Here is a 17,536-nt window from a genome sequence, read left to right on the forward strand (position 1 = left end):
GGAATGACTGGGATGGATAGATGGGAATGGCGCAGCGGCGGATCAGACGATCTGCGCCACTTCGTCGAACGCCAGCCGGGGGCCGCGCTCGAAAGTTGCGGCGTGGTCAGCCACGCCGAGGTTGACGAGGAAGTTGGCGCGATAGCGGCCATCGGGGAAGAAGGCCTTGTCGATCAGGTCGGCGTTGAAGCCCGATTGCGGCCCTGCGTCGAGCCCAAGGGAGCGGGCCGCCAGGATCAGGTAGGCGCCCTGCAGGCTGCTGTTGCGAAAGGCCGTGGCCTGCGCTGCCTCGGCGCTCTTCTCGAAGATTGGCTTGGCGTCGTAGGCCGGGAACTGCGCGGGCAGGTGTTCGTAGAAGCGCGTGTCGTGCGCCACGATCACTGTCACGCCGGCCTGCAGCGTCTGCGCGGTGTTGCCCGCCGACACCGCCGGCTTGAGCTTTTCCTTGGCCTCTTCGCTGCGCACGAACACGAAGCGCGCCGGCTGGGCGTTGAAGGCGGTCGGGCCCCACTTCACGAGGTCGTAGAGCTTGTGAATCAGCTCGTCGGTCACGGGCACCGGCTTGAAGGCATGCACGGTGCGCGCCTTGCGAAACAGTTGGTCGAGCGCTGCGTCGGGGATGGTGTTGAGCGTGGTCATGGTTCTTCCTTGCGGCGTTCAGGACGCTGCCGCCAGTGCGACGTCGAGGTCGGCCAGCAGGTCGTCGATGTGTTCGATGCCGACCGACAGGCGCACCGTGTCTTCGGTCACGCCCGCCTTGGCCAGTTCTTCGGGCGACAGTTGCCGGTGCGTGGTCGAGGCTGGGTGCGTGGCGAGCGAGCGCACGTCACCTATGTTCACCAGGCGCGTGAAGAGCTTCAACGCATCGAGGAACTTCGCCCCGCCTTCGCGGCCACTGCCGATGCCGAAGGTCAGCACGCCGCTGGAGCGACCGCCGAAGTACTTCTGCGCCAGCGCGTGGTCGGGGTGGTCTTCGAGCGCGGCGTAGTTGACCCAGTTCACGGCCTTGTGCGTCTTCAGGTGTTGCGCCACCCGCAGCGCATTGCTGCTGATGCGGTCCATGCGCAACGCCAGCGTCTCGATGCCCTGCAGGATCAGGAAGGCGTTGAACGGCGAGATGGCGGCGCCGGTATTGCGCAGCGGCACCACGCGCGCACGCCCGATGTAGGCGGCCGGACCCAGCGCCTCGGTGTAGACCACGCCGTGGTAGCTCACATCGGGTTCGTTCAGGCGCTTGAAGCGCTGCTTGTGCTCGGCCCAGGGGAACTTGCCCGAATCGACGATGGCGCCGCCGATGCTGGTGCCGTGGCCGCCCAGGTACTTGGTGAGCGAGTGCACCACGATGTCGGCGCCATGCTCGATGGGCCGGCTCAGGTAAGGCGAAGGCACGGTGTTGTCGACGATCAGCGGCACGCCGTGGCGGTGTGCAATTTCAGCGATGGCCGCGATGTCGGTCACGTTGCCGGCCGGGTTGCCGAGCGACTCGACGAACACCGCCTTGGTCTTCTCGTCGAACAGCTTCTCGAAGCTGGTTGGATCGCGGTGGTCGGCAAAGCGCGTCGTGATGCCGAACTGCGGCAGCGTGTGCGCGAACAGGTTGTAGGTGCCGCCATACAGCGCGGTGCTGCTGATGATGTTGTCGCCCGCCTCGGCGATGGTCTGGATCGCATAGGTCACTGCCGCTTGCCCCGAGGCCAGCGCCAGCGCCGCGATGCCGCCTTCGAGCGCGGCCACGCGCTGCTCCAGCACGTCCTGCGTCGGGTTGTTGATGCGGGTGTAGATGTTGCCCGGCACCTTCAGGTCGAACAGGTCGGCGCCGTGCTGCGCGCTGTCGAAGGCGTAGGCCACCGTCTGGTAGATCGGCGGCGCCACGGCGCGCGTGGTGGGTTCGGGCGAGTAGCCGGCATGCACCGACAGGGTTTCGAATTTCCAGTTCTGCGACATACAACTGCCTTTCAGGATTGGCGGATGGGAAGAAGAGAAATCTCAGATGGCCCAGCGCAGCGCGTGCGCGGGCGCGCCGAGCCAACCGGTGTTGGCGCTTTCGGGTTCGGGCTCGGACTCGCCGGGCTTTTGCAGCACGCGGTCGAGGATGCGTTTCTCGATGGCCGCAAAGGCCGGATCGCCCTGCGAGCGCGGGCGGGCCAGCGCAATGTTCTCGTCGAGCGCGATGCGGCCGTCCTCAATCAGGATCACGCGGTCGGCCAGCGCCACGGCTTCCTGCACGTCGTGCGTCACCAGCAGCGCGGTGAACCGGTGGCGCTGCCACAAGTTCTCGATGAGGCGGTGCATCTCGATGCGCGTGAGTGCATCGAGCGCACCCAGCGGCTCGTCGAGCAGCAGCAGGCGCGGGTGATGCACAAGAGCCCGTGCCAACGCCACGCGCTGGCGCTGCCCGCCCGACAGGCGCGCCGGCCATTCGTTCTCGCGGTCGGCCAGGCCGACTTGCGCGAGCACTTCCTTGCCGCGCGCCTTGGCGTCGCTGGGCAGGCCCAGCGTCACGTTGTCGAGCACGCGGCGCCAGGGCAACAGGCGCGCCTCCTGGAACATGATGCGCGTGTCGTCGTGCAGGCCGTGCACGGCCCTGCCATCGGTGTAGAGCCCACCGGCGCTTGCTTCTTCAAGCCCCGCGATGAGCCGCAGCAGCGTGCTCTTGCCGCAACCGCTGCGCCCGACGATGGCCAGGAACTGGCCCGGCTCGATGGTGAGCTGCGTGTTGCGCAGCACTTCGCGTGCGCCGTAGCGCTTGTGCAGGCCCCGCGCTTCGAGGCGCACGCCACCGGCGATGGCCTGGGGTTGGATGTCTTTCAGAACGGCACTCATGATTTCAGGCTCCGGGCTTGAACAGCGCCACGTCGAGCGCATTGATTTTTCTGGGCAGCAGCTTCTCGGAGAAGAAGGCATCGGCAATGCGTTGCTGCTCGGTGAGGCCTTCGGCCACCACCGGCCGCACCGCGTAGCTGCGGCGGCTGTTGGCCTGCTCGATGGTCGCGGCGTCCAGACCCCACACGGGCGACAGCAGCGCGGCCGCTTCCTTCGGGTTCTGCTTGACCCACTTGCCGGTCTTTTCCAGCTCGGCATAGACCACGTGCAACACGTCGGGCCGGGCCTTGGCGAACTTGCTGCGGGCCAGGTAGTAGCGCTGGTACGAGGCGATGCCCGCACCGTCGGCCAGCACGCGCACCTTCGACTGGCGCTGCGCGGCGGAAAGGAACGGGTCCCACACCACCCAGGCGTCGATCGCGCCCTTCTCGAAGGCGGCGCGGCCATCGGCGGGCGTGAGGTACGCCGGTTCGATGTCCTTGAACGACAGGCCGGCCTTGTCGAGCGCGGCGATCAGCAGATAGTGCACGCCGGCCGCCTTGGCAAAGCCGATCTTCTTGCCCTTGAGATCGGCCACCGCGCGGATCGGCGAGTCTTCGCGCACCACGATGGCTTGCGCGGCAGGCGACGGCGCCTCTTGCGCAAGAAAGGTCAGGTCGGCGCCGGCGGCCTGTGCGAACACCGGCACGGTATCGGCCACGTCGGCGCTGATGTCGAGGTTGTCGAGATTCAGCGCTTCGAGCAACGGCAGGCCGCTGGTGAACTCGTGCCAGCTCAGCGTGGCGTTCAGCGGCGCGAGTTGCCTTTCGAGCGTGCCCTGTGCCTTGAGCACGGCAATCAGCGTCGAGGACTTCTGGTAGCCGAGCCGCACGGTAACGGGCCGGGTGGCCGTGCCCTGCGCCAGCGTCGCGCCCGAGGCTAATGCAGCAACAGCGCCCAGCGTGGCGATGGCCGTGCGGCGGGAGATCATGGATTTCGTCGTCATGCCCTGCCCTCAGCTCGCCTTCTTCTGGTAGCCGGGGTGCCAGCGCAGCCACCATTGCTCCAGTCCGCGTGCGAACAGATCGGCCAGCTTGCCGAGCAGCGCGTACAGCAGGATGCCCACCAGCACGATGTCGGTCTGCAGGAACTCGCGGGCGTTCATCGTCAGGTAGCCGATGCCGGCCTGCGCTGAAATGGTCTCGGCCACGATCAGGATCACCCACATCAGGCCCAGCGAGAAACGCAGGCCCACCAGGATCGACGACAGCGCGCCCGGCAGGATCACCTCGCGGTAGAGCTGCCAGCGCGACAGGCCATAGGTGCGCCCCATCTCGATGAGCTGCGGATCGACGTTGCGGATGCCGTGGAAGGTGTTCAGGTAGATCGGAAAGAACACCGACACCGAGATCAGGAACAGCTTGGCCGACTCGTCGATGCCGAACCACAGAATCACCAGCGGAATCAGCGCCAGCGCGGGGATGTTGCGCACCATCTGGATGGTCGAGTCGAGCAGCGTTTCGGCGAACTTCACCGAGCCGGTCAGCAGGCCGAGCGCCAGCCCTGCCCCGCCGCCGATGGCCAGGCCCGCGAGCGCACGGCCCGCGCTGACCTTGACGTGCGTCCAGAGCTCGCCCGACGCGGTGAGCGTCCACGCGGCCTTGACCACATCGACCGGTGCCGGCAGCACGCGGGTGGAGATCCAGCCGAGCGATGACGCGATCTGCCAGAACACGATCAGCCCGACGGGCACCAGCCACGGAACGAGCCGCTTCGCGACGTTGACGACGAAGGCCTTCAACACCTTGCCTGTGCCTGCATCGTTGGTGGCCACCGGAAGCTCCTGCACTTGTTCGGTCATGGGAGTCCTTCAGCTTTGGGAGACGAGCCGCGACGGCGCATCGAGGTTGGCGACGACCTCGCCGAACGGTCCGCTGAGCGAGCCGCCCGCCAGACGCGTCTGCGCCTTGCGCGACAGCAGCGGGAACACCAGCTCGGCGAAGCGGTAGGCCTCTTCCAGGTGCGGGTAGCCCGAGAGAATGAATTTGTCGAGGCCGAGTGCCGCGTACTCGTCGATGCGTGCCGCGACGGTCTTTGCATCGCCCACCAATGCAGTGCCGGCACCACCGCGCACGAGGCCCACGCCGGCCCACAGGTTCGGCGAGATTTCCAGTTCGGCGCGCGAACGCTTGGCACCGCCCGCATGCAGTGCGGCCATGCGGCGCTGGCCTTCTGAATCCATGCGGGAAAAGGCGGCCTGGGCGCGGATGACGGTCTCGTCGTCCACGCGGCTGATCAGTTCTTCGGCGGCCTTCCAGGCGGCGTCTTCGGTCTCGCGCACGATCACGTGCAGGCGGATGCCGAACTCGACCTTGCGGCCCTGGCGTTCGGCACGGGCGCGCACGTCGGCGATCTTCTTGGCCACTTCGGCGGGCGGCTCACCCCAGGTGAGGTACGCATCGACCTGCTCGGCCGCGAGGTCATGCGCCGCGGCCGACGAGCCGCCGAACCACACGGGCGGGTATGGCTTTTGCACCGGTGGATACAGCAGCTTGGCGCCCTTCACGCTCAGGTGCTTGCCTTCGAAGTCGAAGGCCTGTCCGTCATGGCTGCGCGCGATGATCTCGCGCCAGATGCGGATGAATTCGGCGGACTGCTCGTAGCGCGACGCATGGTCGAGGTACACGCCATCGCCTTCGAGTTCGGCCTGGTCGCCGCCGGTCACAAGGTTCACCAGCAGACGCCCGCCCGAGAGCCGGTCGAACGTGGCGGCCATGCGCGCGGCCAGGCTGGGCTGGTGCAGGCCGGGCCGCACCGCGACCAGGAACTTGAGCTTCTTCGTCGAGCCGATCAGGCTCGACGCGATGACCCACGGGTCTTCGCACGAACGGCCCGTGGGAATCAACACGCCTTCGTAGCCCAGGTTGTCGGCCGCGCCCGCGATCTGCTGCAGGTAGGCCAGGTCGATGGGGCGCGCGCCTTCGCTCGTGCCGAGGTAGCGGCTGTCGCCGTGCGTGGGGAGAAACCAGAAGATCTGCATCACGCAATCCCTGCGCCGGCGGCTTCGAGCACGTTGATCTTTTTCGGGATCAGCTTCAGCTCGAAGAAGGTGTCGGCAATCTTCTGCTGCTCGGCCAGGATGGCTTTGGTGATCGAGCCGGTGCCGTAGCCCACGCGGCCCACCGTCAGGTCGGCCACCGGCTTGGGCAGGCCCCAGAGCTTGGCCAGTTCGCCCGCGTATTCGCTCTTGTTGGCTTCGCCCCAGACGTCGATCTTGTTGATCTCTTCGACAGCGATGGCGAGCACGTCGGCATTCTTTGCCACGTAGTCGAGCGACGAGAAGTAGTAGGCGCGGTTGTCCACGACGCCGGTGGCGTCGGCCAGCACGCGTGCTTCCAGCGCTTTTTCGGCTGCGGCCAGGAACGGGTCCCAGATCACCCAGGCGTCGACCGAACCTTTCTCGAAGGCGGCGCGCGCATCGGCGGGCGGCAGGTAGACCAGGTTCAGGTCGCTGTAGGAAAGGCCGTGCTTCTCGAACAACTTGACGATGAAGTAATGAACGTTCGAGCCCTTGTTGAGTGCGATCTTCTTGCCCTTCAGTTCGGCCACGGTCTTGATGGCCGAGCCCTTGGGCACCAGCACCGCTTCAGATTGAGGACGCGTCACCGTGGCCGCCACATAGGCCAGCGGCGCACCGGCAGCCTGCGCAAAGATGGGCGGCGCTTCGCCCACATCGCCGAAGTCGATGGAGCCGACGTTGAGGGCTTCGAGCTGCACGGGGCCGGCGGTGAACTCGGTCCACTTGAGCGTCACGCCGAGCGGCGCGAGCCGCTTTTCCAGCGTTCCACGGCCCTTGAGGATGCTGAGCGGCCCCTTCTGGTTGCCGATGCGAAGCTGTCGCCCGGGTGCCTGCGCCAATGCGGCGAACGAGGAAGGAAGCGCGATGGCGGCGGCAACGCCCTGGATCAGGCGGCGGCGGGAAGCGGAAATCAGTGTCATGGCAATCGGTGTTCGTATGTGGAAGCGCCGCGCGGATCAGACGGCGGAAATGAAGCTCACGATCAGCGCGATCGCGCTGACGACGATGGCGCTCACGGCGAGGTCGCCCAGCGCATGCCAGAAGGAGCGCGGCGTCGTGTCGAGCACGGAGTCTTCGGTGGCAACGGGGGTCATGCGTGGATTCCTTGGTGTTGCAAAAACTTCAGGCAAAGGCTGTCCCCGGCCGCGCGCAGGCGGCTTCAAGAATCGGGAACAGGGATGGGTCTGAGTGGGGCTGGTTCGATGAAGAACCCGGCCGTCAGACGCTACATCGCACGCGGGAGAACGGCACCGGCTCGAAGCCGTGGGTTGCCGGCAGCTTCAGGCCTTCGGTAGCGAGCACCTCGACGGCCTCGTTGAGTCGCTCGGCCAGGTCGTTGTGCACCTGATAGGCGTTCTCGGGCGTCAGCGCAATCTGCGAATCGCTGGCGTAGACGCCCGGCAGGATGTGGCGCGCCGACAGCGACTGCAGCACGGGCCGCAGTGCGTAGTCGAGCGCGAGCATGTGATGCGGGCTGCCGCCGGTGGCCAATGGCAGCACCGTCTTGCCCTTGAGCGCGTTCTGCGCGAGCAGGTCCAGAAAGACTTTCAGCACGCCGCTGTAGGCCGCCTTGTAGACCGGCGTGGCCACCACGATCACGCGGGCTGACGCCACCTGGGCGATGGCGCGCTCGATGGCCGGATGGGTCCACTCGGCCAGCAGCAGCGCCTGCGCCGGCAGGTCGCGGATCGAGAGCCGCTCGATGCGGGCATTGCGTTTGGCCAGCCGCTCGCCCACGGCCTCTAGCAAGGCGGTGGATCGGGACGGGGCCGAGGGGCTGCCGGCAATCAGGAGAACGGACACGGGAGGCTTTCGTTTTTCTTCAGGAATTCAGAGCGAAACAATCCATGGCGCCCGTTCGACGGGCGCCATGCACTACCAGTTCGGTAGCGGATTGGGTTACTTCTGCTTGGTCGTGTAGATCTGGTCGAAGGAGCCGCCATCGGCGAAATGCTCCTTGTCGGCCTTCGCCCAGCCGCCGAAGGCCTGGTCGATGGTCACCAGCGTCAGCTTGGGGAACTGCTTGTCGTACTTGGCCTTCGCCTTGTCGGACGTCGGGCGGTAGAAGTTGCGGCCAGCGATGTCCTGGCCTTCGTCCGAGTACAGGTACTTCAGGTATTCCTCGGCCACGGCACGCGTGCCCTTCTTGTCGACGACCTTGTCGACCACCGCCACGCTGGGCTCGGCCAGGATGGAGATGGAAGGCACGACGATCTCGAACTTCTCGGGGCCGAATTCCTTCAGCGCCAGGAAGGCTTCGTTTTCCCAGGCCAGCAGAACGTCGCCCACGCCGCGCTGCACGAAGGTGATGGTCGAGCCGCGCGCGCCGGTGTCGAGCACGGGCACGTTCTTGAACAGGTTGCCGATGTATTCCTTGGCCTTGGCATCGCCGCCGTACTTGCGCTTGGCGAATTCCCATGCGGCCAGGTAGTTCCAGCGGGCGCCGCCCGAGGTCTTGGGGTTGGGGGTGATCACCTGCACGCCGGGCTTGATGAGGTCGTCCCAGTCCTTCAGGCCTTTGGGGTTGCCTTTTTTCACCAGGAACACGATGGTCGAGGTGTAGGGGGCGGAGTTGTGCGGCAGGCGCTTTTGCCAGTCGGCCTTGACGAGGCCGCCGTGCGTGACGAGCGCGTCGACGTCGCCGCCCAGGGCCAGCGTGGCCACGTCGGCGTCGATGCCGTCGATGATCGAGCGGGCCTGCTTGCCCGAGCCGCCGTGCGATTGCTTGACCGTCACGTCCTGGCCGGTCTTGGCCTTCCAGTACTTGGCGAAGGCCTGGTTGTAGTCCACGTACAGCTCGCGCGTCGGGTCGTACGACACGTTCAGCAGCGTCACGGGAGCCGCGCCGCCTTGGGCAAACGTCGGCAATGCCGACAGGGCCAAGGCACCGGCCACGCCGGCGCCCAGGGAAAGCTTGATAAAGTCGCGGCGAAGGCTCATGGTTCTTGCTCTAAAAAGGCATATCAATGAAGCTGCGTATTCTCAATACGACATATAGAAACTGGAACGACCAAGTTTTCAGTTCTAAATAGCAAAATCAACTAAGCAACCGCTTTCCCCCACTTTTCCCGTTCAAAGGCAATAGCAATGGCACGCATGGTTCAGTGCATCAAACTCGGCAAAGAGGCCGAAGGGCTCGATTTCCCGCCCTACCCAGGCGATCTGGGCAAGCGCCTGTGGGAAAACGTCAGCAAGGAAGCCTGGGCCGCCTGGCTCAAGCAGCAAACGATGCTGGTCAATGAAAACCGGCTGAATCTGGCCGATCTGCGCGCCCGCCAATACCTGGCCCGCCAGATGGAAAAGCACTTCTTCGGCGAAGGCGCCGACGTGGCGCAAGGCTACGTCCCTCCCCCGGCCGCCTGAGCGCAGCCACCCCGTCGTGACCGCCGAGCCCGTGGCCTGGCGCGCTGACGGCGTCCCCCGCAGCGAACGCTTCGACGACATCTATCACACCGAAACCGGGGCACTGGCGCAGTCGCGCCATGTGTTCCTGGGCGGCTGCGGCCTGCCCGCGGCCTGGGCCGGACGCCCGCAATGGCGGATTCTCGAAACCGGCTTCGGCCTGGGCCTCAATTTCCTGACAACCTGGCAGGCCTGGCGTGCGGACGCCGAGCGGCCACGGATGCTGCATTTCGTCTCGGTCGAGGCGCACCCGGTCGCGCCTGAAGACCTGCTGCGCGCCGCCGAGGCCTACGCCGAGCTGAAGCCACTGGCCGGGGAACTGGTCGCGCAGTGGCATGGGCTGCTGCCGGGCTTTCATCGGCTGGCCTTCGACGAAGGCCGCGTGCTGCTCACGCTGTGCATCGGCGATGTGCAGGCGATGCTGCGCGCGCAGCGTTTCGAGGCGGACAGCATCTTCCTGGATGGCTTCAGCCCGCAGCAGAACCCTGCCATGTGGTCGCCCGACACGCTGAAGGCGGTGTCGCGCTTCGCCCGCCAGGGCACCGGCCTGGCCACCTGGACCTTTGCGCGGGCGGTGCGTGATGCGCTGTCGCAGAACGGCTTCCAGCTTGAAAGGCGCGAGGGCTTGGCGCCCAAGCGCGACTGCCTGGGTGGCGTGTTCGCGCCTGCCTGGACTGTGCGGCGACGCGGACCCGCGCCTAAACACGTCGAGACACCGGGGCGCTGCGCCGTGATCGGTGCCGGGCTTGCGGGCGCCGCCGTTGCGGCCAGCCTCGCGCGGCGCGGATGGCAGGTCACCGTGCTCGATGCAGCCGACCAACCGGCCTCGGGCGCTTCGGGCCTGCCGGTGGGCATGCTGGCGCCGCATGTCTCGCCGGACGATGCACTGCTGTCGCGGCTGACACGCGCCGGCATCCGCGCGACATGGCAAGAGCTGGAGCGACTGCTGGAAGAAGGTCGCGACTGGCTCGCCAGCGGCGTGCTGGAGCGCCGCCCCGACGGCGATGCGCGCGTACCGGCCGGCTGGAGTGACAACGGCCCCAATGAATCGTGGCCTGCGAACGCAACGCAACTGGCGGCTGTCGATCTGCCAGTCGATGCACCAGCGCTCTGGCACAGGCGCGCTGCATGGGTGAAGCCCCATCGCCTGATCCACGCATGGCTGCGCGAGGCCGGCATCGAATTCCGTGGCAACACCTCCGTGGCCCGCCTGACGCGCGGTGCCGAAGGCTGGCAACTCTTCGATGCATCCGATCGGCTGCTGATCGAAGCCGACCGCGTTGTCATCGCCGCCGGCTTCGAGTCCGTCCGCTTCGCGCCTTCGCTCCCGTTGCAACCCGTGCGTGGACAGGTCGCATGGGGTCGCATGACCGCGGAAGCCGCGCTGCCCGCCACGCCACTCAACGGCGACGGCCACCTGATCGCTCACGTCCCCAATACCGAAGGCGCCCAGCTCTGGCTGGCCGGCGCCACCTTCGATCGCGACAGCACGGACCTCGCGCCGAACGCCGAAGACGCCGCGTCAAACCGCGAACGCCTCGCCCGGCTCCACCCCGCCGCAGCCGCGTCACTGGCCCCGGCCTTCGAGCGCGGCGAAGTCAACGCCTGGGTCGGCGTGCGATGCGCTTCGGGCGACCGCCGGCCGCTGGTCGGTCCACTGGGTGAAGATGCAAACGGCCTCTGGGCCTGCACCGCACTGGGCTCGCGCGGCCTGAGCTTTGCCGCCCTCTGCGCAGAACTGCTGGCGGCGCAATGGCATGGCGAACCGTTGCCTTTGCCCGCAACGCTCGCCAAGGCGCTCGGCACACAGCGGCTCTGATCGATCCCTTCAGGCCGAGCCCGCAGCCCGGTAGGCCATCAGCAGCGCCATGCACACCACCAGCACCAGGAAGTACTTGCGCAGCGCACGCTCTTCCAGCCGCGTGGCTAGCCGGGCTCCCAGCGCCGTACCGATCCACAGCCCCACCACGACAAACCCCAGCAGCACCCACGGCAGGCCGTTCGCCGCGCTGACATAGACGAACACCGCCGGCAACGCCAGCGGCAAGGCGTTGATCGCCAAGCTGACCGCCTGCGCCCGGTGCTGCGAGTAGTGCAGCGCCACCGTCAGCAGCGCCGTGATGGCCAGCCCACCGCCAATGCCGAGCAGGCCCGACGAAGCCCCCGCCACCACGCCCACCATCAGCAATGCAGGCACTGCCCCGCGCGGCTCGTCCGGCAGTGCGATACCCGCGCCGACCGCGCGCGAAGACGGCGACTTCAGCACAACGAGCGCGGCCAGCACCAGCAGGTAGCCGACGAACATCCACCGCAAGGCCGCATCGCCCACGCCATGCGCACCGCGCGCCCCCAGATAGGCCCCGCCCAGAAAACCCAACGATATCCAGGCCACAGTGCGCCACGAAGCCCCGTGCCCCGACACCCGATAACGCAGAAACCCCGCAAGGCTGGTCGGCACGAGCTGCGCCGCGAGCGAAATGGCCTGTGCGTCGTGCTGCCCAAGACCGGGCATGAGCGCCAGCGCAGGCACCAGCACGCCACCGGGACTCACGCCGAGCAGGCCGGCCACCACGCCCGAGAAAACACCGATCGCCAGGCCACCCAGCACCTGGACGTAGCCGAGCGATTCGATCATTCGCCGCCTACGCCTCGGCCTGGCCCGAAGGCGCCAGCATGTGATCGATGCGGCTGTCTCCATACGTGCGCAGCACCTCGGAGATCACCACCTTGTACCCATCGAGCCAGTTCGCCTGCGCGGCCTTGGCCTGCTGGTGCACCGGGTGCCGGATCAGCGCCTGCAGGCTGTCGAGCGAATCCCAGTAGTACACGTTCGACACCAGCCCGTTGCCGGTGTTCTCCCACGTCTCTTCGCCCAGGTAGCCGGGCAGCGACTTCGCGGCCGTGGCGATGGTCTGGTCGAGGCGATGGAACTCGTCGTCGAACTGCTTCGTGGCGAAGATGAAAGTGGCGGAGTACATGGCGTCTGGAATCTCCTTGAAAAAGGCATGAAAGATCGAGCGGGCGCCGATTCTGCGGCATTGAGCCGCCACAAGCCACCACTTGTCTTGTGAAGGCGTGAGAATGCACCGCATGGCCATCCAGTACGACATCACGCACACCACCGTCTACCGCTACACGAAGCCGGTCACCTTCGGCTTGCACCGCGTGATGTTCCGTCCGCGCGACAGCCACGACCTGCGCGTGCTGGCCACCGACCTGCAGGTGAGCCCGCAGGCCTTCACGCGGCTCATTCAAGATCCGCACTCGAACTCGGTTGCGCTGGTGCAGCCGATGGGCGAAGCGACCGAGCTGCGCATCGTGTGCTCTTTCACCATCGAGCATGTGCCCGCGCAGCAGGATCAGCTCGCGCTCGACCCCGCCGCTGAATTCTTGCCCTTTGCCTATTCGGTGCAGGAGCGCCTCGACCTCGAGCACTACCTGCGCCCGCACCACGAAGACGACAACCAGGGCACGCTGATCCGCTGGGCCCACCAGTTCCTGCACACCGACAAGCCGAACAGCACGCGCGACGTGCTCGCGCGCATGAACGCGCACATCGGCCAGAGCCTCGAATACAAGGCGCGCGACGAAGAAGGCACGCAGACGCCGCTTGCCACGCTGGCCCTGGGCAGCGGCAGTTGCCGCGACTACGCACTGCTGATGATGGAAGCCGCGCGCCGCCTGGGCATTGCAACGCGCTTCGTCTCCGGCTACCTGTACGACGCCGCGCTCGACCGCGCGAACCAGGAAGCCGGTGAATCGATGACCGGCGCCGGCACCACGCACGCGTGGCTGCAGGCCTACCTGCCGGGCATCGGCTGGCTGGCGTTCGACCCGACCAACAACCTGATGGGCAGCGGCCAGTTGATCCGCGTCGGCGTCACGCGCGACCCGGCGCAGGCGGCACCGATCTCGGGCAGTTGGTATGGCGATGCTGAAGCCTACGAAGGCCTCGAAGCCACGGTGGTCGTCACCCGTCGAGGCGGCGGAACGACCGGGCCATGACGACACCGCAGCAAACGCTCGAGCAAATGCCTTCGTTGAGACCGGCCCGCCCCGAGGAGGCCGCGCTGCTGAGCAGCATTGCCCTGGCTTCCAAAGCCCACTGGCCCTATCCCGCCGCACAGCTCGAACGCTGGCGCGTCGACCTGACGGTCGAACCCGCACAGCTCGATGAACGGTATGCACGCGTGGCCGAGGTCGGCGGTGACGTGGCGGGCTTCGTCATCATCATGCCGCCGCAGGCCGACGCGAACACCGGATGGCTGCTCGACCACCTGTGGGTCGTTTCGGCCCACATGGGCCGTGGCATCGGCCGCGCGCTGTTGATGGCCGCCCGGCAACTTGCGGCCACGCAGGGCGCGAGCACCTTGCACATCGACGCCGACCCGTACGCCGAAGCCTTCTACCAGGCCTTCGGCGCGCAGCGCATCGGCGCCATCGCGGCGCCCATCGAAGGCCAGCCCGAGCGCGAGCGACCGCAGATGCTGCTCAAGACGAACTGACCGGCACGGCCGCCCGCGCCGCCGCGAGCTTCGCTTCGAGTTCCACGACGAGCGCCCTTGCCTCGTCGCCTTCAGGAATATTGCGGCCGCTGTCACGCCACGCGACGGCGCTCTTGAAACCCTCGGCCTCCGCCTGCCGCCGGAACCACATGCCTTCCGGGTTGTGGCGCGTGATGCCGTCGAACACGGTGGCGAACATCTGGCTTTGCTCCAGCCCCATCGAATGCCACACCTGGTTGACGACGAGCTTGTGCATCATCAGATGCGAACGCGGCACGCCCGCGATGCGTTGCGCCAGCTTCAACGTGGCATCGTCGAGCTGTTCGGCCGGCACCGAGAAATTGGCCAGTCCCCATTCGGCCGCCTGCGTGCCGGCGATGGTGTCGCCCGTGAACATGAGCTGCTTGGCGCGCAGGGCGCCCAGCCGATAGGTCCACATCGCAGTGGTCGGGCAGCCCCACACGCGCGTGGGCATGTAGCCGATGCGCGCGTCGTCGGCCATGGTCAGCAGGTCGCAGCACAGCGCGATGTCGCTGCCGCCGGCCACCGCATAACCGTGCACCTTGGCGATGGTCGGCTTGTTGCAGCGCCACAGGGCCATGAAGTCTTCGGTGTTGCGCTTCATGGCAGCGTAGTCGAGCATCGGGTCCCAGGGCGTCTTCTCCTGCCGGCAGGGATGGTCGCCCTTTCCCTCGCGGCCGTGGCCTTCGGCGTAGTCTCCCAGGTCGTAGCCGGCGCAGAAGGCACGGCCCGCGCCTTCGACCACGATCACATGCACTTCGTCATCGGCCTCCGCCCACTCGACGGCGCGGCGGATCTCGGAAGGCGTGGTCTCGCCGATGGCGTTGAGCTTTTCGGGCCGGTTGAGCACGAGGCGCGCGATGCGTGGATGTTGCGGGTCCTTGTCGATCAGGACGGTGTCGAAAACGGGCATGTCTCTTGTCTCCTGTGGTTGGGTCGCGCCGCTCTTGTAGCATCGACCGTCGCCCGCAGGCAAACCCACCACAGCAGCCCATGATCGCGAAATTCAGGATCTCCGAAGACGACTACGCCACCGCGATGAAGACCTTCGCGCGGATGACCCGGACGCGCTGGGCGCTGCTGGCCGGCCTGGCGGTGCTGGTGGTGGTGGGCGCGTTGCTCAGCGGTCCCGCGATGTGGCCCATTGCACTGGGCGGACTGGGCGGTGGCCTCGGCGTGATCCTGATTGCCCTTGTTGTTGCGCCAATCATGGCCCGCCGCCACTATCGCAAGTACAAGGCCATGCATTCGGAATTCGGTGCCGAGCTGCTCGACAACGGTCTGCGCCTGAGCTCCCCGCACGGCGAAGGCATCCTCGTCTGGGAGAACATCCTGAAGTGGCGGCAGAACGACCGCTTCGTGCTGATCTACCCGATGCCCCGGATCTTTCACATCCTGCCCAAGTCGGTGGCCGAACAGGGCTTCGATCTGCAGGGGCTCATTGCGCAACTGAAGCAGCGTGTCGGCCCCGAGGCCTGAATCGAACGAACGCAGCGGCTCAGCCGCCCGCAACACCGCCAAGCTGAAAGCGGAACACCGCCCCCTTGTCAGGCTGCTGCACCAGCCGGATGTCGCTGCCGTGCAGTTGCAGGATGCGCTTGACGATCACCAGCCCAAGGCCGCCGCTGCTGGAGCCGTCGCTGCGCGCACCGCTCATGAACACCGGCCGCATGAACAGGCCCTTCTGCAGCTCGCCCGGAATGCCCGGCCCCGTGTCGCTCACCTGCACCGCAACGCCTGAGTTCTCGGCGCGCAACTGCACCTCGATCCGGCCGCCCGCCGGCGTGTGACGGATCGCGTTGTCCAGCAGGTTGGTCAGCACGCGCTCGATCATCCCGAGGTCGGCCGACACCACCGGCAAGCCCGGCGCGATGTCGGGCTTGAGCTGCTGGTGGCGCGCCTCGGCCGCCAGCTCGAATTTCTGGAACACGTCCTGCACGAGGTCGGCCAGCGCAAAGCTTTCCTTCTCGGGCTTGACCACGCCGTATTCGAGCCGCGCCAGCTCGAACACCTCTTGCGCGAGGCGCCCGACCTTGCGGCTCTGGCCGAGCGCGATCTCCAGGTAGCGGCGCCGCTCTTCTTCGCTGAGCGTGCCAGCCTTGAGCAGCAGCGTTTCAAGATAGCCATGCAGCGAAGTGAGCGGCGTGCGCAGGTCGTGCGAGATGTTGGCGAACAGCTCGCGGCGCTGCTGGTCCTGCAGCGTGAGTTCGCGCCATTGCTCGGCGATGCGGCGCGTCATCTGCGTGAAGGCTTCGCCCAGTTGCGCGATCTCGTCATTGCCGCGCGACAGCCGCTCCAGCCGGGGCGTTTCGCTTTCCAGCGATGCGATGCCTTCGGTCTCGAAGCGCTTGACCGCCGCCGTCAGCTCGCGCAGCGGCCGGGTGATGAGCCGGAAGGCGGCAAGGCCAGCCAGCAGCCCCAGCAACGCCACCAGCCCCATCGACCAGAGCGTGGTGCGCAGCACGTTGTCGGCCGCGACGTTGGCGGCCAGCGCGTCGTGGTCTTCGCCCTGCAGCACCACGTAGACAAAACCGGCATCGCGCCCATCGACGCGCAGGGGCGCCACGCTGAACACCTTGCCGGCGCCGCCCTCGCCGCGCGGATCGTCGCCCAGCACCGGCAGCGGCGCGCCCGCGAGCAAGCGGCGGATCGGCGCAAGGTCTACCTTGTCGTGCTTCAAATGGCCGGGCGGCGCGGCCTGCGCCGCGATGCGGCCCTCGGGGTCGAGCAGATAGACCTCGACGCTCGGGTTCACGGCCATCAGCTTGTCGAACAGGTCCTTCACCGCCTCCTGGTTCAGGCCACCGGGCTTCATCAGCTCGGAGTTGCCCGCAATGTGCGCTGCAAGGCCGCTCGACAGCCGCTGGATCACTTCCTGCTCATGCTGCCCGTTGGAGCGCATCTGCAACCAGGCCGATGCGCCGCAGCAGGCCAGCAGCAGCACCGCGAACACGGCGGACAACCGCCGCGACAGCGTGGCCCACGCCATCATGCGGCGCCCTCCTCGCCAGCACCCGTTGGCGACAGCTTGTAGCCCCGCCCCCAGACCGTCAGGATGCGGCGCGGCTCGGCCGGGTCGGCTTCGACCTTGGTGCGCAGCCGGTTGATGTGCGTGTTGACCGTGTGCTCGTAGCCGTCGTGCTGGTAGCCCCAGACCTGGTTGAGCAGGTCGAGCCGCGAGAACACCTTGCCCGGATGCCGCGCGAAGAAGTACAGCAGGTCGAACTCGCGCGGCGTGAGTTCGATGAGCTTGCCGTCGACGCGCACCTCGCGCGCCAGCGGCTCGATGTCCAGGTTGCCCAGCGTGAGGCTGCCCGACTCCATGCGCGCATTGCGCGCAAGCGCGTCGGTGCGCCGCAGCAGCGCCTTGACGCGCGCCACCAGTTCCAGCACCGAGAAAGGCTTGGCAAGGTAGTCGTCGGCGCCCAGCTCCAGCCCGAGGATGCGGTGCACTTCGCTCGATCGCGCGCTGATGATGATGATCGGCGTGTAGCGCGCCATGGCACGGGCGCGGCGGCAGATTTCAAGGCCGTCGATGCCGGGCAGCATCAGGTCAAGCACCAGCGCGTCCCAGTTGCCGCGCTCCAGTTCACGCAGGCCGGCGTGGCCGTCGGCGGCGTGCTCCACCCCATAGCCTTCGTCGCGCAGGTGCATGCGCAGCAGTTCGGCAATGTGGGCGTCGTCCTCGACGATCAGCACGCGCTTGGGGGTGTCCATGGCGCCGATT

Annotated in this window: 20 protein-coding genes; 5 read left to right on the forward strand and 15 right to left on the reverse strand. The window is 67.0% G+C overall.

Going from position 1 to position 17,536, the window contains the following annotated elements:
* Positions 1–42: 42 nt before the first annotated feature.
* From ACSFB7_RS01060 to ACSFB7_RS01105, 10 genes are all read right to left on the reverse strand, one after another.
* Positions 43–639: a malonic semialdehyde reductase gene (locus ACSFB7_RS01060; protein WP_435466236.1), complete on the reverse strand. Its 597-nt coding sequence runs from the start codon at positions 637–639 to the stop codon at positions 43–45.
* Between the two features lie 18 nt (positions 640–657).
* Entirely contained in the window at positions 658–1,944 is a 1,287-nt protein-coding gene (locus ACSFB7_RS01065; protein ID WP_435466237.1) for an O-acetylhomoserine aminocarboxypropyltransferase/cysteine synthase family protein, read from the reverse strand.
* Between the two features lie 42 nt (positions 1,945–1,986).
* Complete coding sequence (locus ACSFB7_RS01070) at positions 1,987–2,823, reverse strand: ATP-binding cassette domain-containing protein (RefSeq protein ID WP_435466239.1); 837 nt, start codon at positions 2,821–2,823, stop codon at positions 1,987–1,989.
* Between the two features lie 4 nt (positions 2,824–2,827).
* Positions 2,828–3,808 carry an aliphatic sulfonate ABC transporter substrate-binding protein gene (locus tag ACSFB7_RS01075; protein WP_435466241.1) on the reverse strand — a complete coding sequence of 327 codons (981 nt, stop codon included), beginning with the start codon at positions 3,806–3,808 and terminating at the stop codon, positions 2,828–2,830.
* A 9-nt stretch (positions 3,809–3,817) separates the two neighbouring features.
* Positions 3,818–4,663, reverse strand: coding sequence for an aliphatic sulfonate ABC transporter permease SsuC (ssuC, locus tag ACSFB7_RS01080; protein WP_435466243.1), 846 nt, complete (start codon positions 4,661–4,663; stop codon positions 3,818–3,820).
* 9 nt (positions 4,664–4,672) lie between these two features.
* Entirely contained in the window at positions 4,673–5,842 is a 1,170-nt protein-coding gene (gene ssuD, locus ACSFB7_RS01085; RefSeq protein WP_435466245.1) for an FMNH2-dependent alkanesulfonate monooxygenase, read from the reverse strand.
* Positions 5,842–6,801, reverse strand: a complete 960-nt coding sequence (locus tag ACSFB7_RS01090; protein WP_435466247.1) for an aliphatic sulfonate ABC transporter substrate-binding protein — start codon at positions 6,799–6,801, stop codon at positions 5,842–5,844. Before ACSFB7_RS01090 ends, ssuD begins: the two co-directional genes overlap by 1 nt.
* Positions 6,802–6,837: 36 nt before the next feature.
* Positions 6,838–6,975, reverse strand: coding sequence for a hypothetical protein (locus tag ACSFB7_RS01095; RefSeq protein ID WP_435466249.1), 138 nt, complete (start codon positions 6,973–6,975; stop codon positions 6,838–6,840).
* Between the two features lie 124 nt (positions 6,976–7,099).
* Positions 7,100–7,684, reverse strand: a complete 585-nt coding sequence (gene ssuE, locus ACSFB7_RS01100; protein WP_435466250.1) for an NADPH-dependent FMN reductase — start codon at positions 7,682–7,684, stop codon at positions 7,100–7,102.
* A gap of 96 nt (positions 7,685–7,780) precedes the next feature.
* Positions 7,781–8,821, reverse strand: a complete 1,041-nt coding sequence (locus ACSFB7_RS01105; RefSeq protein WP_435466252.1) for a sulfate ABC transporter substrate-binding protein — start codon at positions 8,819–8,821, stop codon at positions 7,781–7,783.
* Between the two features lie 147 nt (positions 8,822–8,968).
* Here ACSFB7_RS01105 and ACSFB7_RS01110 point away from each other — a divergent pair, with 147 nt between their 5' ends.
* Together ACSFB7_RS01110 and mnmC are read left to right on the forward strand one after the other, a co-directional pair.
* On the forward strand, positions 8,969–9,244 hold the full coding sequence (locus ACSFB7_RS01110) for an oxidative damage protection protein (RefSeq protein WP_013541095.1): 276 nt from the start codon (positions 8,969–8,971) through the stop codon (positions 9,242–9,244).
* Between the two features lie 16 nt (positions 9,245–9,260).
* Positions 9,261–11,102, forward strand: a complete 1,842-nt coding sequence (gene mnmC, locus ACSFB7_RS01115; protein ID WP_435466255.1) for a bifunctional tRNA (5-methylaminomethyl-2-thiouridine)(34)-methyltransferase MnmC2/FAD-dependent 5-carboxymethylaminomethyl-2-thiouridine(34) oxidoreductase MnmC1 — start codon at positions 9,261–9,263, stop codon at positions 11,100–11,102.
* Positions 11,103–11,111: 9 nt separating this feature from the next.
* Here mnmC and ACSFB7_RS01120 read toward each other — a convergent pair whose 3' ends face one another.
* A complete protein-coding gene (locus ACSFB7_RS01120; protein ID WP_435466257.1) occupies positions 11,112–11,918 on the reverse strand; it encodes a sulfite exporter TauE/SafE family protein in 807 nt (268 codons plus the stop codon).
* A gap of 7 nt (positions 11,919–11,925) precedes the next feature.
* Positions 11,926–12,261: an antibiotic biosynthesis monooxygenase family protein gene (locus ACSFB7_RS01125; RefSeq protein WP_435466259.1), complete on the reverse strand. Its 336-nt coding sequence runs from the start codon at positions 12,259–12,261 to the stop codon at positions 11,926–11,928.
* Positions 12,262–12,364: 103 nt separating this feature from the next.
* Between ACSFB7_RS01125 and ACSFB7_RS01130 the strand changes: the two genes are divergently transcribed.
* Both ACSFB7_RS01130 and ACSFB7_RS01135 read left to right on the forward strand, forming a co-directional pair.
* Entirely contained in the window at positions 12,365–13,288 is a 924-nt protein-coding gene (locus ACSFB7_RS01130; RefSeq protein WP_435466261.1) for a transglutaminase family protein, read from the forward strand.
* Positions 13,285–13,788 (forward strand): GNAT family N-acetyltransferase, encoded by a 504-nt coding sequence (locus tag ACSFB7_RS01135; protein WP_435466263.1) that lies wholly within the window; start codon positions 13,285–13,287, stop codon positions 13,786–13,788. The genes ACSFB7_RS01130 and ACSFB7_RS01135 overlap by 4 nt, the downstream gene beginning before the upstream one ends.
* Here ACSFB7_RS01135 and ACSFB7_RS01140 read toward each other — a convergent pair.
* The gene (locus tag ACSFB7_RS01140; RefSeq protein WP_435466265.1) at positions 13,775–14,722 is read right to left on the reverse strand and encodes a crotonase/enoyl-CoA hydratase family protein; all 948 of its coding nucleotides are present in this window, start codon (positions 14,720–14,722) and stop codon (positions 13,775–13,777) included. The genes ACSFB7_RS01135 and ACSFB7_RS01140 overlap by 14 nt on opposite strands.
* 80 nt (positions 14,723–14,802) lie before the next feature.
* Here ACSFB7_RS01140 and ACSFB7_RS01145 point away from each other — a divergent pair, with 80 nt between their 5' ends.
* A complete protein-coding gene (locus ACSFB7_RS01145) occupies positions 14,803–15,288 on the forward strand; it encodes a YcxB family protein (protein ID WP_435466267.1) in 486 nt (161 codons plus the stop codon).
* A 19-nt stretch (positions 15,289–15,307) separates the two neighbouring features.
* Here the strand turns inward: ACSFB7_RS01145 and ACSFB7_RS01150 are convergent, their stop codons facing one another.
* Both ACSFB7_RS01150 and ACSFB7_RS01155 read right to left on the reverse strand, forming a co-directional pair.
* Positions 15,308–16,801, reverse strand: a complete 1,494-nt coding sequence (locus tag ACSFB7_RS01150) for a sensor histidine kinase (protein ID WP_435466269.1) — start codon at positions 16,799–16,801, stop codon at positions 15,308–15,310.
* The gene (locus ACSFB7_RS01155; protein ID WP_435466270.1) at positions 16,798–17,526 is read right to left on the reverse strand and encodes a response regulator transcription factor; all 729 of its coding nucleotides are present in this window, start codon (positions 17,524–17,526) and stop codon (positions 16,798–16,800) included. The genes ACSFB7_RS01150 and ACSFB7_RS01155 overlap by 4 nt, the downstream gene beginning before the upstream one ends.
* Positions 17,527–17,536 lie beyond the last annotated feature (10 nt).

This window comes from Variovorax raffinosi, from assembly GCF_051216615.1.
Classification (GTDB): Bacteria; Pseudomonadota; Gammaproteobacteria; order Burkholderiales; family Burkholderiaceae_C; genus Variovorax.

Excerpts from the sequence above, each read along its gene's own strand:
- ACSFB7_RS01060 (WP_435466236.1), bottom strand. The coding sequence starts at position 639 with ATGACCACGCTCAACACCATCCCCGACGCAGCGCTCGACCAACTGTTT.
- ACSFB7_RS01065 (WP_435466237.1), bottom strand. The coding sequence starts at position 1,944 with ATGTCGCAGAACTGGAAATTCGAAACCCTGTCGGTGCATGCCGGCTAC.
- ACSFB7_RS01070 (WP_435466239.1), bottom strand. The coding sequence starts at position 2,823 with ATGAGTGCCGTTCTGAAAGACATCCAACCCCAGGCCATCGCCGGTGGC.
- ACSFB7_RS01075 (WP_435466241.1), bottom strand. The coding sequence starts at position 3,808 with ATGACGACGAAATCCATGATCTCCCGCCGCACGGCCATCGCCACGCTG.
- ssuC (WP_435466243.1), bottom strand. The coding sequence starts at position 4,663 with ATGACCGAACAAGTGCAGGAGCTTCCGGTGGCCACCAACGATGCAGGC.
- ssuD (WP_435466245.1), bottom strand. The coding sequence starts at position 5,842 with ATGCAGATCTTCTGGTTTCTCCCCACGCACGGCGACAGCCGCTACCTC.
- ACSFB7_RS01090 (WP_435466247.1), bottom strand. The coding sequence starts at position 6,801 with ATGACACTGATTTCCGCTTCCCGCCGCCGCCTGATCCAGGGCGTTGCC.
- ACSFB7_RS01095 (WP_435466249.1), bottom strand. The coding sequence starts at position 6,975 with ATGACCCCCGTTGCCACCGAAGACTCCGTGCTCGACACGACGCCGCGC.
- ACSFB7_RS01105 (WP_435466252.1), bottom strand. The coding sequence starts at position 8,821 with ATGAGCCTTCGCCGCGACTTTATCAAGCTTTCCCTGGGCGCCGGCGTG.
- ACSFB7_RS01110 (WP_013541095.1), top strand. The coding sequence starts at position 8,969 with ATGGCACGCATGGTTCAGTGCATCAAACTCGGCAAAGAGGCCGAAGGG.
- ACSFB7_RS01120 (WP_435466257.1), bottom strand. The coding sequence starts at position 11,918 with ATGATCGAATCGCTCGGCTACGTCCAGGTGCTGGGTGGCCTGGCGATC.
- ACSFB7_RS01125 (WP_435466259.1), bottom strand. The coding sequence starts at position 12,261 with ATGTACTCCGCCACTTTCATCTTCGCCACGAAGCAGTTCGACGACGAG.
- ACSFB7_RS01130 (WP_435466261.1), top strand. The coding sequence starts at position 12,365 with ATGCACCGCATGGCCATCCAGTACGACATCACGCACACCACCGTCTAC.
- ACSFB7_RS01135 (WP_435466263.1), top strand. The coding sequence starts at position 13,285 with ATGACGACACCGCAGCAAACGCTCGAGCAAATGCCTTCGTTGAGACCG.
- ACSFB7_RS01140 (WP_435466265.1), bottom strand. The coding sequence starts at position 14,722 with ATGCCCGTTTTCGACACCGTCCTGATCGACAAGGACCCGCAACATCCA.
- ACSFB7_RS01145 (WP_435466267.1), top strand. The coding sequence starts at position 14,803 with ATGATCGCGAAATTCAGGATCTCCGAAGACGACTACGCCACCGCGATG.
- ACSFB7_RS01150 (WP_435466269.1), bottom strand. The coding sequence starts at position 16,801 with ATGATGGCGTGGGCCACGCTGTCGCGGCGGTTGTCCGCCGTGTTCGCG.
- ACSFB7_RS01155 (WP_435466270.1), bottom strand. The coding sequence starts at position 17,526 with ATGGACACCCCCAAGCGCGTGCTGATCGTCGAGGACGACGCCCACATT.